General features: G+C 33.7%; 15 protein-coding genes and 3 pseudogenes. 16 read left to right on the top strand and 2 right to left on the bottom strand.

Annotated features, from left to right (window positions below; genetic code table 11):
• Window positions 1-118 precede the first annotated feature (118 nt).
• The 7 genes from ACUXEY_RS21955 to ACUXEY_RS21925 all read left to right on the top strand — a co-directional run bounded on the left by ACUXEY_RS21955 (window position 119) and on the right by ACUXEY_RS21925 (window position 4,850).
• On the top strand, window positions 119-904 hold the full coding sequence (locus ACUXEY_RS21955; RefSeq protein WP_461301587.1) for a class I SAM-dependent methyltransferase: 786 nt from the start codon (window positions 119-121) through the stop codon (window positions 902-904).
• 69 nt (window positions 905-973) lie between these two features.
• A complete protein-coding gene (locus ACUXEY_RS21950; RefSeq protein ID WP_000621879.1) occupies window positions 974-1,162 on the top strand; it encodes a DUF3970 family protein in 189 nt (62 codons plus the stop codon).
• 77 nt (window positions 1,163-1,239) lie between these two features.
• Window positions 1,240-2,205 (top strand): nucleoside hydrolase, encoded by a 966-nt coding sequence (locus ACUXEY_RS21945; protein ID WP_461301586.1) that lies wholly within the window; start codon window positions 1,240-1,242, stop codon window positions 2,203-2,205.
• 167 nt (window positions 2,206-2,372) lie between these two features.
• On the top strand, window positions 2,373-2,615 hold the full coding sequence (locus ACUXEY_RS21940) for a GlsB/YeaQ/YmgE family stress response membrane protein (RefSeq protein WP_429603330.1): 243 nt from the start codon (window positions 2,373-2,375) through the stop codon (window positions 2,613-2,615).
• A gap of 77 nt (window positions 2,616-2,692) precedes the next feature.
• Window positions 2,693-3,088 (top strand): hypothetical protein, encoded by a 396-nt coding sequence (locus ACUXEY_RS21935; RefSeq protein WP_000847587.1) that lies wholly within the window; start codon window positions 2,693-2,695, stop codon window positions 3,086-3,088.
• A 219-nt stretch (window positions 3,089-3,307) separates the two neighbouring features.
• The gene (locus tag ACUXEY_RS21930) at window positions 3,308-4,153 is read left to right on the top strand and encodes an aminopeptidase (protein ID WP_461301585.1); all 846 of its coding nucleotides are present in this window, start codon (window positions 3,308-3,310) and stop codon (window positions 4,151-4,153) included.
• Window positions 4,154-4,181: 28 nt separating this feature from the next.
• Window positions 4,182-4,850: a YjgB family protein gene (locus ACUXEY_RS21925; protein WP_461301584.1), complete on the top strand. Its 669-nt coding sequence runs from the start codon at window positions 4,182-4,184 to the stop codon at window positions 4,848-4,850.
• 82 nt (window positions 4,851-4,932) lie between these two features.
• On the opposite strand, the gene ACUXEY_RS21920 is transcribed toward ACUXEY_RS21925, so the two are convergent.
• Entirely contained in the window at window positions 4,933-6,159 is a 1,227-nt protein-coding gene (locus ACUXEY_RS21920) for an MDR family MFS transporter (RefSeq protein ID WP_461301583.1), read from the bottom strand.
• A 101-nt stretch (window positions 6,160-6,260) separates the two neighbouring features.
• On the opposite strand from ACUXEY_RS21920, the gene ACUXEY_RS21915 reads away from it, so the two are divergent.
• From ACUXEY_RS21915 to ACUXEY_RS21895, 5 genes and pseudogenes are all read left to right on the top strand, one after another.
• Window positions 6,261-7,997, top strand: coding sequence for an ABC transporter substrate-binding protein (locus ACUXEY_RS21915; protein ID WP_461301582.1), 1,737 nt, complete (start codon window positions 6,261-6,263; stop codon window positions 7,995-7,997).
• A 159-nt stretch (window positions 7,998-8,156) separates the two neighbouring features.
• The gene (locus ACUXEY_RS21910) at window positions 8,157-8,780 is read left to right on the top strand and encodes a YhbD family protein (RefSeq protein WP_429603324.1); all 624 of its coding nucleotides are present in this window, start codon (window positions 8,157-8,159) and stop codon (window positions 8,778-8,780) included.
• Between the two features lie 13 nt (window positions 8,781-8,793).
• The gene (locus ACUXEY_RS21905; RefSeq protein ID WP_078417979.1) at window positions 8,794-9,504 is read left to right on the top strand and encodes a bactofilin family protein; all 711 of its coding nucleotides are present in this window, start codon (window positions 8,794-8,796) and stop codon (window positions 9,502-9,504) included.
• Between the two features lie 18 nt (window positions 9,505-9,522).
• Window positions 9,523-10,227, top strand: a pseudogene (locus tag ACUXEY_RS21900) (cytoplasmic protein); the annotation flags it as partial.
• Window positions 10,228-10,253: 26 nt separating this feature from the next.
• Window positions 10,254-11,789, top strand: a complete 1,536-nt coding sequence (locus ACUXEY_RS21895) for an MDR family MFS transporter (RefSeq protein ID WP_429603322.1) — start codon at window positions 10,254-10,256, stop codon at window positions 11,787-11,789.
• Between the two features lie 54 nt (window positions 11,790-11,843).
• On the opposite strand, the gene ACUXEY_RS21890 is transcribed toward ACUXEY_RS21895, so the two are convergent.
• Window positions 11,844-12,164 (bottom strand): hypothetical protein, encoded by a 321-nt coding sequence (locus ACUXEY_RS21890; protein WP_001062733.1) that lies wholly within the window; start codon window positions 12,162-12,164, stop codon window positions 11,844-11,846.
• Between the two features lie 223 nt (window positions 12,165-12,387).
• On the opposite strand from ACUXEY_RS21890, the pseudogene ACUXEY_RS21885 reads away from it, so the two are divergent.
• From ACUXEY_RS21885 to ACUXEY_RS21870, 4 genes and pseudogenes are all read left to right on the top strand, one after another.
• Window positions 12,388-12,642 (top strand): annotated as a pseudogene (locus ACUXEY_RS21885) (BC_2878 family exosporium-associated protein); the annotation flags it as partial.
• Between the two features lie 587 nt (window positions 12,643-13,229).
• The gene (locus tag ACUXEY_RS21880) at window positions 13,230-14,000 is read left to right on the top strand and encodes a GNAT family N-acetyltransferase (RefSeq protein WP_461301581.1); all 771 of its coding nucleotides are present in this window, start codon (window positions 13,230-13,232) and stop codon (window positions 13,998-14,000) included.
• Between the two features lie 516 nt (window positions 14,001-14,516).
• Window positions 14,517-15,212, top strand: a complete 696-nt coding sequence (locus ACUXEY_RS21875; protein WP_001294980.1) for a CsxC family protein — start codon at window positions 14,517-14,519, stop codon at window positions 15,210-15,212.
• 129 nt (window positions 15,213-15,341) lie between these two features.
• A pseudogene (locus ACUXEY_RS21870) lies at window positions 15,342-15,525 on the top strand (BC_2427 family protein); the annotation flags it as partial.

The raw sequence follows: 15,525 nt of genomic DNA, 5'->3' as shown, positions 1-15,525 counted from the left end.
ACGGTTTTTTTATTTTTCAAAGCAACATATAATCTGTCCAAAAGAGGAATTGAAAATATGAAATAGAATGTATTAGTTATCTGAATCGTGTAAATAACAATTGAAAGAAGATGATAAAATGAGTAAAGAAGAGCTTGTGCAACAGCAGTTTGGTAAAAATGCGGAAAAGTATGTGAAAAGTAAAATTCATGCTAAAGGACCGGATTTACAATATGTAGTTCAACAAGTTGAGTCTCGTCATAATAATCGTCTTCTTGATATTGCTACAGGCGGTGGGCATGTTGCGAATGTATTAGCTCCATTGTTTCAAGAAGTAGTTGCTTTAGACTTAACAGAAAAAATGTTAGAGAATGCGAAAAACTTTATTATAAGCAATGGACATGAAAATGTATCTTTTGTTGCTGGAAACGCTGAAAGTTTACCGTTTGCTGATCGTTCATTTGATACGATAACATGCCGAATTGCAGCACATCATTTTACGAATCCAGCTCAGTTTATTTATGAAGTAAATCGTACGTTAGAAGATAATGGATTGTTTATTTTAATAGATAATGTTTCACCGGAAAATAATGAATACGATACATTTTATAATTTTATAGAAAAAAAGCGGGACCCGAGTCATGAACGTGCGTTGAAAAAAACAGAATGGATTGCCTTGTTAGAAAAGAACGGTTTGCAAATGCAGTCATGTCTAACTTTTGACAAGAAATTTGAATTTGACTGGTGGTGCGATATGATGAATGTACCGTTGCAGAAACGTATGAAGTTAACAGAATGTATGATGAAAACACCAGTTGAAATGCAAGAATTCTTTCATATTCAAATTGAAAATAATAAAATAAATTCGTTTTATACTGAAATGGCACTGTTTGTCTGTAAAAAAAGCGCGACATTAAAAAGATAAATTTCTTGCAGTCTTTTCAAAGTACGTTATACTTAGTACAGAGAAAATGAGAATTGAGGAAAAGTAATAATGATTCGCGTACGTATTGAAGGAACTGAAGAAGAAATGCTTGAATTTATGGAGAAAATGCCGGACATTCCTGGATTTGAAAAAACTCATATGAGAGAACCGAGAAAAGGAAATAATCCGAAATACGATTCAAGTAAAAATGTATTAGCATATTTATCTTATAAAAAGATTGAAGTCGCCAATAAATAGGCGGCTTTTTTAGTTTGCACTGTTTCACAGCCTTGTCTTTTTCACATAATAATAGTAGTAGATTATGCTGAAGAGGGGTGAGGATAGTTAATAAGAAAATCATCTTTTTTGGAGACTTTGGTATTGACGATGCGGTGGCTTTAATTTATGCAAATAAAACATGTAAATTAGATATTATAGGTATTGTTGCTGAATATGGAAATGTATCGCGAGAAATCGTAACGGAAAATGTGTATTTTTTAGAAAGATACTATGCTACAGAAGTAAAAATCATTGAGGGTGCAGCAAGGCCGATGACTGCTGAAGAACCTTTGTTTTTCCCTGAAATTCATGGGGAACACGGCCTAGGTCCAATTATTCCACCTGATATGAGGATTTGTAAACGGGAAAATTTTTGTGAATTAATTAAATTAATTGAGCCTTGTCCAGAAGATATTATTATTGTAGCGACAGGCCGATTAACAACATTGGCGACGTTATTTTTATTATATCCAAATGTAATGGATAAGGTATGTTCGTATTATATTATGGGCGGTGCATTTTTATTTCCTGGTAACGTTACTCCTGTATCAGAAGCAAATTTTTATGGAGATCCAATTGCCGCAAATATTGTAATGAAGTATGCAAAGAATGCGACTATTTATCCGCTAAATGTAACGCAAGAAGCACTAATTACTCCTGAAATGGTGGATATTATTAATAAAGAAGGAACAGGGCAGGCGAAACTTATTAAACCGATGATTGATTTTTATTTTGAGAACTTTTATAAAAAAGAATACCCGGGTATTGCTGGAAGTCCGATTCATGATTTACTTCCGTTCATTTCTTTTATTAATGATAATATTTTTGAATATAAAAAGTCAGCAGTTTGGATTAGTACGACAAATGACGTAACTAGAGGACAAAGTGTGGCAGACTTTAGAAAAATAGCCGAGCCAACAACATTTGATAATAGACCAATTCAAAAAATTGCAGTTGGTTTTAACTATCCTGCATTTAAAGAAGAGTTTATACAGACAATATTAAAGTCTGACTGTCCTTAATATGTGTATTACGAATAACATCAACCTCGAGTAGAAGGCTGTTCATTATTTTGAAATAATCTAATAGTTGATCTGTATGAATAACTACTGAAAAATGTAACATAACTAAGGATAAGCAATTGTTTCTTATTATATTTTGATTGGTGAAATATAAAGGAGGTTATTATATGATTTGGTCTTTAATCGTCGGTGGTATATTAGGGTGGCTTGCGAGCTTAATTACTGGAAAAGACGTACCAGGTGGTGTAATTGGTAATATTATTGCTGGTATTATTGGTTCTTGGATTGGTTCGAAATTACTTGGTAGTTTTGGCCCAGTCATTGGCGGGTATGCAATTATTCCAGCTTTAATCGGTGCGATCATTTTAATTTTCATCGTAAGCTTCTTATTACGAGCAATGAGAAAATGAATGTAAGGACTGTTTACATTTGTAAGCAGTCCTTTTTATATGTTATGCTAGTATTATACAATCAGGAGGTGTCAGCATTGAAAACATTTACAGTAAATTTCCATCAAGAAGATAATGCTAAAGCGACAACAGTACATAAATTAAGTGAAGAGGATTTCAACAAAGCAACAGAAAAAGGCACTCGTCATCTATTTGATTTAGATACAAACGTTGGCTTCTTCGTATTCTTTGATGCAGAAGATGCAGAAGGAAACGATCAATACTTAATGTTACAATACGAAGGCGATCATGAAGAGCCAACTGCGTGCTACGGATTTGATTTAAAACTTTACTATCAATTTTTAGCACTATACTTAAATGATCTTGAGTTCCAAGGTGAAACAGACGAAGAAGAGGAAGAGTATGGTCCAATTCATCATTTAGCTCATTTACTTTATCATATTGTTGAAGATGGTAAGTCAATCGAAGTGTAAAAATACATATGTAAAGCTGTCCTTTTTGGACAGCTTTTTTCATTATTATGATGAATGTTACGATTTACATAATGGTAAATGGATTTCTGATAGTGACAAATGGTTTGATTAAACAAAAAAAGCAACAAGGAAGGCTCATCCTCCTTTGTTGCTTTTTCTACGTTTTAGGAAGGATTGCGGTGTATATGACGAGAAGGGATATATAAGGAGATGGGAAAAATGATAAATAATACAATTCCAAGTTTTTTAAAATTATGGGGAAGTGACGATGTAGAATTAGAAGTTCTTAATCAATATTTCATTTCGTATCCTGAGGCATTTGAAGAATACTTTACGTATCATTGTCCTAAAACGAGAGAACGTCTTTCGAATGCCATTAAACAATATCCGGCGAAACTAGAAGATATTCGTATCATTGCAGAAACATTACCAAGTATTATTCAAGAGATAACGAATGAATATCATAATAAATATAATCTTGATGTAAATATGAAGTTTCATTTATTTGTTGGAGGATTTGGCTCTAATGCATTTGTAGAAAGGGAAATCATTGGAGACATATTTTTTGCAGCAGAAAAATTATCTCCAGATGTAAATCACCTTCGTGTTATTGTCGCTCACGAAATAGGCCATATATATCATAATGTTAAGTTACAAAATGATGGAATGGATTGGAGTAAAGCCGAGTGGGCCGACGCAGCAGTTAGTTTGTATCGCGAGGGTGTTGCAACATATTTATCAAAACAAATTATGAAAGGTTTAAATGAATCAGTGTATTACTCATATAACGATGATGGTGAACGTTGGTTACAATACTATATAGAAAATGAAGAACATATAAAGAAACGTTTTTTGGAAGATTATATAGAAGGATGGACGTTAGAAAAAGAGAAAGAGTGGTTCCGGTTATCTGGCGGACAATATTTTGGATATAACCGACTTGGTTATTTTTTAGGAACAGCTTATGTAGAATATGTTGTGCAAGCATTAGGAGAGAGTGAAGCATTTACTTTTTGGAACAAACACGATTTGAAAAGTAGTGTAATGGATTGGTTATCAAGATGAATAAGATTATGATAGGGGGCTGAAATGTATGAAAGTGTATGTAAAGGTAGTTATATTATTACTCTCTTTTACATGCCTATTTTCATTAGCAGCATGTAAAGGGACAGATGAAAAGAAGGAAACAAACCAAACATCAGAAAATAGTAAAAACGAACAGAATAATTCTTCTGAAGAAAAGAAAGGATCTGATGCAAAATCAAATAATGAAGGATCAACAAAATCAGGTACAGATTCAAGCACAAAAGATACAGCAATCAATCAAAAATCAATTAACCACGTTAAAGATTTGTTCGAACTAGCGAAAGAAGGAAAAGTACCTAACGTCCCGTTTGCAGCACATACAGGAGATATTGAAGACATAGAGAAAGCTTGGGGGAAAGCAGATAAAACGGAACAAGCAGGTAACGGCATGTACGCTACCTTTACAAATAAAAATGTCTCCTTCGGTTTTAATAAAGGATCACAAGTTTTTGATGTACGCTCCTATCATGCTGAACTAAAATCAATTACATTACAAGATATAGAGAAAGCATTAGGAAAACCAACTTCAGTTAAGGTAAATGGGGAAGATAAAATATATGTATATAAAGTAAACAATCAGTTTGAGCTGAAATTCATTATTCCAGAATCGACTGGTAAAGTAAATCATATTTCAGTAATTTCACCAGAGGATAGTATTAATAAAATGGCAGGCTAATAAAGAAAGGATGTCGCGAAAGTCTGGAGACTTTTGTGACATCCTTCTTTTTATTTTATTGATAAATGATAAGGAAAGCAGCCTATAAAGTATGAGGAGTGTGCTCCGAAAGGTCTTTTTTCATTTTATTACGTTCTACATTTTGAATAAACAGTGCTTGCAAAATACCTCCAGCTACTAAGAAACAAGCACAAATATAAAATAGCATACTACCATTTAGTTTACTTAATAAAACCGCACCTAGTACAGGACCACACGTTCGAGATATATCCCAATGTAACCCGTAAATTGAAAAATACAATCCTCGTTTATCCATAGGAGCGATTTCTGAAACGAATCGAAGTAAATGGTTGAAAGCAATACTTTCTCCAATGACTAAAAAGAGTAATGTGAAAAATAGTGACAAGATTGTTGCTGAGAATCCGTAGCCAATTGCAGCTATCGTAAAGCAGGTGTAAGAAATAAGTATAATTTTCGTCATGGAAAATCGTTCAGACCATTTCACGAGAAAAATTTGCAGAATGATTTCCATAATAGCTTTGCATGTTGAAATAAAAGCGAGTATGAATACGAAATCTGGAAATATATCTTTAGCGAAAATACGATAATTTGTTTCAGTTTGTGCATAGAAAAAGCTAATAGGAAGTGTAGTAATCATAAGTCCCAAAACAGCGTAATGTTTGTGTACAAATTGTTTTGGAGATGGTACTTCAAGGTTTTGCTTAGGCTTTTTAAGTACTGGAGCGGTTTCTGGAAGCTGTGTCCATACAACTACTGCATATACCATAAGTGTAATGCTTTGCATTATAAATAAATATTCAGGGTGAGTACGATAAAAGATAGCGCCAATTATCGGACCAATTACGGAACCAATTGCAGCCATCGTATGCAAAAGAGCAAAAATTTCTGCTTGTTGTTTTTGTTTTGTTAAATCAGCAATTTGTGCACGTTGAGCGGGAATATATAAGGAACGACCCACCCCATTTATGACGTATAACAATGCAAATATAAAAACAGATTGAGCAAAGATGAAGCTGCCGATTGCAACGCCTTGTAGCAATAAGCCGAGCAACATAATTTTTTTTCGCCCATATTTATCAGTAACTCCCCCAGCAATAAGTGTAAATATGATGTCAGAAAGAGGTTGTAGTCCAAAAATGAGCATGGTGATTATTATATTACCGTTTAACATTTTATTAACGTAAATAATCATAATGAGAGCTAACATAGATTCAGTCGTTCGGGTTAATAATTCGCCGCACAGTCTTATAATAATTGTTTTGTTATAACGTAGTAAAAGATTGTTCAATATTAATTCCTCCTTTCTATATTGAAATGATAAGATGAAAGGAGAAATGGAAAAAGGGTAGAAACAAAAGAGGTTATTTTTCACCTTTTAGGGGGAGTATGATGTTTATTTTAGATCAATATATTGAACTATGGTGTGTCTACGGTAAAGGGAGACGAGAAGGAGAACAATTAGAAGTAACCGTACAAATGATAGCAAAAACATTATTTTGTACGGAGCGTAATAGTAAATTAATTATAAAAAAATTAGAAGAGTTACATTGGATTACTTGGTTTCCAGGGCGCGGAAGAGGGAATCGTTCTAAACTAATATTTCAAAAGCAACCAATGACATTAATTTTAGACAGAGGAAAAGAACTAACGAAAAAAGGGGATGTGAAAAGCGGAATTTCATTTGTGGAACGCTACAGCTCACAATTTCCGTCAGTAAAGAAAGAGTATGAAGTTTGGGTAAATTCCATATTTGGTCATCAAATAGAAAGGACACCTGAAGGAAGAAAAGATGTCCTTCGTTTACAAGTACAAATGAACCTGGACATCGCTTTAGATCCGGTTTACGCTACGATGAGATCGGAATGTCATATGGTTAAACATATTTTTGATACACTCGTATATGTAAATAAGGAAACAAACTCTATAGAACCAAGGCTTGCTTTTCACTGGGAATATAATGATGCTGACAAGGTTTGGACATTTTATTTAAGAAAAGGTGTTTATCTTCATAATGGAAAACGACTTACTGCACATGAAGTTATATATTCATTGAATCGATTTATGAAAGCCGAAAACAACCCACACGCATGGATGTTGCAACATGTTGAAAATGTCCGTGCAGTGGATGAATATGTTGTTGAAATTGGATTACATACAGAAAATAAGATGTTTTTACATATGCTTAGCGCAGAACAATGTTCTATCGTACGGGAAGATGAAGCAGGAAACTTCATTGGTACAGGCCCTTTCCTATTACGAGAGAAGAATGCACATTTATTTGTATTAGAAGTACACGATTTATATTATCGTGAAAGACCTTTTCTTGACCGGATTGAACTAATGAATGTAGAGCAAAATGTAAATACGTATGATGTGTTAGTAAAGGCACAGTATAAAGATAAAGAAAAGCCTAATAAAGAGTTCTCTCGGCTTGAATCGAACGTGACATATGTAACGTGCAATCTTGTAAAAGAAGGACCAATGCAAGATGAGCTATTTCGAAAGGCGCTACATAAAATTATTCATGGCGATAAAATTGTTCAAGTACTCGGCGGAGAACGTGGAGAAGTGGCAAAGAAACTAATACTAGCAAATGAAAGCATAGTAGAAATTGAGGAAGATATAGAAAGTTTAATTAAGAGAAGTACGTATCATAATGAAGTGCTACAACTCTATACATTTACAGGACGAGATCACGTAGAAGATGCACAATGGATACAGAAAGAGTGTGCGAAGTACGGGATTTATGTAGAAACAAATTTTCTTGAAATAAAAGAGTTATTGGAAATGAGTACGATACAAAAGGCTGATATGATGCATGATAGTGCAACAATTAGCGAGCGAATAGAAGATAGTCTGCTATATATGTTTCTTACAAAAAATAGCTTTATTCATGGGCAAAGCAGCATGGACTTTCATAAAACGTTGTCCCCGTATTTTAAACAAGAACAATTAGAGAATAGAGTTACATTGTTACGCGATATTGAGGACACTTTGTTACGTCACATTCATATTATTCCTTTATACCGCAACAAACAACAAGTAACTTCTCATGAAAAAGTACAAAATATAATGATTAATTCACAAGGGTGGATTGATTTTTATGAAATATGGTTTACATGTTGATATATAAGGGTTGTTACGCATTTTATAAGATGCGTGACAACCCTGTTTTTGTGTGTGAAACAGGGTTGTTTTACACATTGTTACGCTACTTATGATAAAAGTCTATTTACAGCGTAACAGTGTTATGTTACATTGTTATCAGGAAGGGGTGTTATACAGTTGAGTACAGATTTAATTTCAAAAAAAGATTTATTAGAACTAACTGGTATTTCATACGGACAGTTATATAGGTGGAAAAGAAAAAATTTAATACCGGAAGATTGGTTTGTACGAAAGTCAACATTCACGGGTCAAGAAACATTTTTTCCGAAAGAAAAGATATTAGATCGTATTGATAAAATCCAAACGATGAAAGAGGATTTATCACTCGATGAACTAGCAAATATGTTTTCACCGAGTGTAAGAGAAATCCTTTTAACAAAGGAAGACCTTTTACGTAAAGGGATTGCATCAGAGCCAGTTTTACAATTCTTCATAGAACAAACGAATAAAACAACAGAGTTTCAATTTGTGGATATTCTTTATGTGTATATGCTTGAAGAATTACTACAATCAGGAGAGATTAGTTTAGAAGAAGGAAAAATGGTCTTGCAAGTTCTATGTGAAAATTATGAAGCGATTAAGCATAAAACTTGTGATTTTATTATCGTCCGAAAGTTAGGGATTTCTACTTGTTTCTTAGTTTCAAACGTAGACGATTTAATTTTTGAAAAAGGCACCAAAATTGTTTTACGTGAAGCGATTATGAAATATACCGAAGCATTAAAAACGAAACTATTGTAGTGGGGGAGAAATTATGCGTACAGAAAATTTAATTATAAATGGTTACGGTTCATCGAATGGCGGCGAGTTTCATAAAGTGCAATTAAATGGAAAAGGGACTGTGAATGGAAATGTTGAATGTGAAAAATTTGAATGCAACGGTTACGGTGCAGTTACTGGTGATTTGAAAAGTAGCAGTGCACGAATTAGTGGATCTGGTAAAGTCGATGGCACAGTTCATGCTGAAACGATGCGAATTGATGGAAAAGCAACTATTACGAAAGATGTGAAAGCAAACAGTTTGAAAATTGCAGGAAAAGGTACGATAGGTGGGAATGTTACTGGTGAAGAATTTAAAATCAATGGTCAAGCGACGATTGATGGCAACTGTGAAGTGGATACTTTTTCTTCTGATGGACAGTTTACAATTGGTGGATTATTAAGCGCGGATGAAATAAATATAAATATTCACGGTACATGTCGAGCGAAAGAAATTGGTGGTCAAACGATTAAAGTAAAACATAGGATGGGTACTTTTAGTAGACTGTTTAAATCAGTATTTGGTTTACAATTAGAAGCTGAACTGTTAGAAGGTGACAATATCGAAATTGATTATGCTCACATAAGAACGGTAAGAGGAAGCAATGTTACAGTAGGACCGAATTGTGAAATTGAACTCATTGAATATACCGGTGTTCTTACTGTTGATAAAAGTGCAAATGTAAAGGAAATTAAGCAGGTTTAATGGGAGGGAGTAAGTAATATGGAACATTCACATAGTCTTACTGTCAATGGTTCTGGTAGTTCAGCAGGCGGGGATTATAACAAAGTGAAGATACGCGGTGAAGGAACGATTTCTAATGATATGAGCTGTAATGAATTTAAAACGTACGGCACGAGTGAAGTACGCGGTAATATGAAAGTGAAAAACTATGTCGTGTATGGTGATAGTGAAGTACAAGGAAATGTAACTGCGGAATATGTAAAAGTATATGGAAACACACAAATGCATAGTGATGCACATATTGAAAAAACAAAAGTAAGAGGTATGATAGAAGTTAAGGGAAAGTTTACTGGTAATTTCGTAGATGTGAAAGGCGCTTTAAATGTGAAAGGAGATATTGAAGTAGAGGAATTATCACTAACGGGTGGTCTTGAAAGTGATGGATTACTTAATGCTGAAAATATTGAAATTTCACTTCGTTATGAAGGGAGCAAAGTGAGAGAAATCGGTGGTAAAAAGATTTCTGTTCGTAAAAAAGCGAGATTTATTCCATTTACAAGTCATACTGGAAGCCTCCGAACGTCTATCATTGAAGGAGATGAAATTTATTTAGAGCATACTATCGCTGAAGTAGTAAGAGGAAACAACGTTACTATTGGTCCAGGGTGTGAAATTAGTGTTGTAGAATATCATACTAGCTTTAACCAAAAAGGTAATGCAGTTGTAAAAGAACATAAGCAAATATTAGTAGTACGAGGGAGAGCAAGGTTATGGTTGAGAAGAATAATAAGCTCGGCTTTGTTGTGGCGGGCTTATTGCTAGGTATTTTAATGGCATCAATGGATAATACCATTGTCGTAACAGCGATGGGAACGATCGTTGGTGACTTAGGAGGCCTTGAAAACTTTGTATGGGTCGTTTCTGCCTATATGGTCGCAGAAATGGCAGGTATGCCGATATTCGGTAAACTATCAGATATGTATGGTAGAAAGAGATTCTTTATTTTCGGTTTAATCGTCTTTATGATTGGTTCGGCACTTTGTGGTACTGCTGAAAATATTACACAGTTAGGTATTTATCGTGCCATTCAAGGTATTGGCGGCGGGGCATTAGTGCCGATCGCGTTTACTATCGTTTTTGATATTTTCCCTCCAGAAAAGCGCGGGAAAATGGGTGGATTATTCGGAGCAGTATTTGGTTTATCCAGTATTTTTGGTCCATTACTTGGTGCGTATATTACAGATTATATTAGTTGGCACTGGGTATTTTATATTAACTTACCGCTTGGCGTTTTAGCACTTATTTTTATTACATTCTTTTATAAAGAGTCACGAGTTCATAGAAAGCAAAAAATTGACTGGTTTGGTGCAATTACTTTAGTTGGTGCAGTAGTTTCTTTAATGTTTGCTTTAGAGCTTGGTGGACAAAAGTATGATTGGGATTCTAGTTTTATTTTAAGTTTATTTGGTGGATTCGCTATTTTAATTATTGCATTTATATGTATTGAACGTAAAGTAGAGGAACCAATCATATCATTTGAAATGTTTAAACAACGTTTATTCGGAATGAGTACTATTATTGCATTATGTTACGGTGCAGCGTTTATGTCAGCAACTGTGTACATACCTTTATTCATTCAAGGTGTATACGGCGGCACTGCAACAAACTCAGGATTACTACTTTTACCGATGATGTTAGGATCAGTCGTAACAGCGCAGTTAGGCGGATTTTTAACGACGAAGCTTAGCTATCGAAACATTATGATTATTTCTGCGGTTATTATGCTAATTGGATTATTCTTATTAAGCACATTAACGCCAGAAACAAGTCGTGCATTATTAACAGTGTATATGATTATTATCGGATTTGGAGTTGGATTCTCATTCTCTGTACTAAGTATGGCAGCTATTCACAACTTCGGTATGGAACAGCGAGGATCTGCGACTTCAACGAGTAACTTCATTCGTTCGTTAGGAATGACACTAGGTATTACAATCTTCGGAATGATCCAAAGAACAGGTTTTCAAGATCAATTAGAAGAAGCATTTAAAGGTATGAGCGGAGGAATGAATACAAACGCTTTAGGAGATTCAAGAGCTATTCTATCAGAATCGGCAAGATCTCAAATTCCGCCGCAAATATTAGATAAAATTATTGACGCTCTTTCTAGCTCAATTGTCCAAACATTTATGTGGGCATTGGTACCAGCTGGTTTAGCATTCATATTTATTTTCTTTATGGGAAATGAGCGCATGGTAATTAAGAAACAACAAACGAATAAAAAGAGCGAAACATCAAAAGCGTAATGAAAAAGCTCCTTTCCAATTGGAAGGGAGCTTTTTCGTATGTACGGATTTAGATTAGCCTTCGATGATTTCGTATTCTTCGTCTGCTAATAATAAAATTTGTGTTTTCTTACCTTTGTTTTGAACTTCGATTACATCGTAAGCACCTAAGTCTCTTACTTTGCTTTGAGAAGCGTTAACCATAACTTCAATAGAATCAATTAAGATATCTTCTTCAATGTATGATTCAGGCAATGCCATATCTTCAGTATCTAATACACATGCGTATAGATTTTGTAAGTTTTCAGCAGTTGGATTTTGTTCCTCAACATCAATGATGTTTTTTACTGCTTCCATATTTTCTTCTTTTGCTTGGTATACTTTAATTTTAGCCATTGTTTTAATCTCCTTTATAACGTAATCGTAGAGGCTACACTTCATTATAACGTTTTTTTCATGAAAGATGAAATTGTTATATGTATTTATGGCGAAAAATATGTATGATTCCTTGGTGTTAGTGTAAATTCCTTCCGTTAAAGTTATATTGTCCAAGCTTTTCTCATACTCCGCTCATATTATACGTATTAGATAAAACATATAGGGAAGGGATGGAGTGTAAGTGGGTTGTGAGCCGACACGAAATTATCGAGGTCACCAAAATAACATTTGTGAATTTTTACGAAGTCTAGAGCCTTTTACAAAAGTTGAGAGTATTGTAATTGCCGGAAACGGAATTGTTGTATCTTATTTTCTTTCATTTAATAAGAGGAGTGGTATTGTATCCTTCGTACAAGAGGATAATGAGGTTATCTTTGTAGATTGCTCTAGGATTGATGCAATTCGAATAGGAAAAGTTTGTAGTTGTAAAACGAAAGGTGAACTACTCACCACTTAGCAAAGCTTGAAGTGGGAGCTTCTCAGTTCCACGACGAAAGCAACCTTTCGTCTCCCTGAGCGTTACTTCGGGGCGTTCCATCCCTAGATGACCAACGCTTGGATGTTCTCTTTATACGGTTGATATTTTACGCAGGAACCGAATGGCTTGGTTTTCGCACTCTATTTTCTTCCTGCAACCTTCTATATCAAGTTATCAAAGAACCTCATATGGCTATTTTATCAAAATTTTTTGACTACTTTCAAACCGAAATTCATCTCCCAGCTATCGTTGGGCTACGCCCTTCACTCGCTTGAGGAAGGAGAATTCTTTCGGGAAATTCGTTAAACTAATGTAGAGGTTTTTTACATAATAAAAGATTTTAGATTGCGAATTATTATGAAGTATATTATCTGTAAACCTTTTTACTGGACAGTCTTTTACCTATTATTAGATGTTATAATAATTTTATATTTATGAATAATTTATAAATATATGGAGTGTAGTAGACTTTTTGCTTATATGTAGAATAAAAGGACTTATAAAAAAGTAGAAGTGCATTGATTCTAAAGAAAGCAGGAATGTAAATGATATATGAAGCGAATATACATACGAGAGAAAAATTAGTTACTATATTCGAGGATTTCAATAACGTTGTTTTACTTTCTTATTTACAAGGACATATGGGTACAGCGTGGGTAAATGATCTCGAAAATCCGACAGTAGCGCAAGTTACGGTAGGGATTTTCACATTTTACGCTGGGGATTCAAAGGTGAAAGAAACAGAAGAATTGCTTCGAAACATCCCTGATAGAGTGTTAGTCATCGTAAATAGTGTAGAATGGAAAAAGCGTTTAGAAACATTTTACGAAAGAAAAATAGATAAGTTTTTACGCTATAAATTTAAACGTAATGCAGAAGTTTTTGATCGTTCAAAATTACAATCTCTTATATCAGCGCTTCCAAATGAATACGAGTTACGAAGAATAGATGAACATATCGTAAATAACCCTACATTACATAAAGTCTCTGAAGATTTTACAAGTCAATTTCAATCAGTGGAAGATTATATAAACCGAGGTATAGGATATAGTATTTTGTATAAAGGAGAAGTTGTATGCGGTGCATCATCATATAGCATTTATGATAATGGGATTGAAATTGAAGTGGCGACTGATCACAATCATAGAAGAAGAGGATTGGCAACTATAGTTAGTGCGGCGTTAATCTTGGACTGTCTAGAAAAAGGAATATATCCAAACTGGGATGCTGCGAATACTACATCTGTTAAACTAGCAGAAAAGCTAGGATATGTTTTTGATAAGGCGTATGATACTTATTTTGTGGATAATAGGTAAATGAATGAATTTGTACAATTGTACAACAGAAAAAGTCTAGAAAATCCTATAAAATTCATATTAATTACTCTTTTTTAAAATTACAAATTGGTATAAAAATCGACTTGAAAAAGTCGTTTTTTATTTTTTAACAATAAGGTGCATCCAATATTAATTTGCTGTTGCATAGATATTTTGGAATGAAGAAATTAACAAAATTAATTTTATTTGTCTTAATAAATTTAAGAATAGATTTTTGAAAGTTTCTTCGAAAATATGGTTATCCTTTTTACTATTGAACTTAATCAACATATTATGGTGTGTTTCCGCGATAATAGTTAAGAATTTTTAAATAGGTAAATATTCATAAAAACTAATTATATTAAACTGTGTGTATTTGACTATTAAAGATAGAATACTATCTTTAATTGCAAATGATAAAAGTGACTATGATACAAACCCACGCAATAATAGAAAAAGTACTACAGTAAAGAGAGTTAAAAAGCTCTAATTTTTTTATAAAGGAGATTATAAAATATGAGTGAACAATGCCCAATTAATGTACCATGTCAGGTAGCAGGACAAACTCAAACACCATTAAGTGATGCACCTGCAACGCCAATTACTACTCCAGGAGCACCAATTGTAAAAATACCAGTTGTATTAGCAGAAAGAACGATTCAAATTGTTGTAGAATCTGATATTTCATTAGATCCTCCAGCAGTTGAAATTAAACGTATCTTAAAAAATGCATTTTTAACACAATGTAAGTTAGTTCCTGTAGCATTCGAACCAGTACCAGGTACACCTTACCGAAGAGTTACAAGAGCAAAGTTATTTGTACAAGGATATATTCGGAAAAATATTGAGTATGCAAATGATGAGTGTAATGGAGTGCTATATGACCGTATTGCAAATGTTCCATTTTCTGGTTTTGCAGATTTAACAGAAGCTGATTTTCTATCATTAGCTATAGTAGCTGCTTCCTCAGATACTACTTCTCACTTTATTAATCCTAAAAATGGTGATCTACCACGTTTAGACAAATACTTCTTCGAAAATACAGTTTTTTATAACGAACAACCATATTGCGAGTTAGTTAGCGCTCAATTTTTCGAATTAGACTTTTCGCCTTGTCCAACAGATCTAAATGAACCATTTGATACTCTTCGTGAAAAAATTGTACTAGATCTTACTTTAAAAGTTTTACAAGTACAACAAGTGCAAGTATAAAACTAAAAAAGCATTGTCTTTGATAAAAAGACAATGTCTTTTTTATTATTATAAAACATATATAATGATGAAAATGAATACGTGTAAAATAACATATTTTCCTGAATTTTATTAGATGGGGGGATGGTGATGAATAAGCCATGGATTGGTAAGGCGCTATGGGATGAAATTCACAAGTATAAAGATCTGAATAAACAAGATAATTCACGAGAAAGAATAGTAAAGAAAGAAGAGGAAGTATCTGAAGTAAAGAAAGAAGAGGAAGTACCTGAAGTAAAGAAAGAAGAGGAAGTACCTGAAGTAAAGAAAGAAG

It is taken from the genome of Bacillus sp. F9_6S_D1_P_5 (assembly GCF_054823925.1).
The sequence above is the reverse complement of the archived record's forward strand: the minus strand, read 5'-3'. Positions and strand labels throughout refer to the sequence as shown.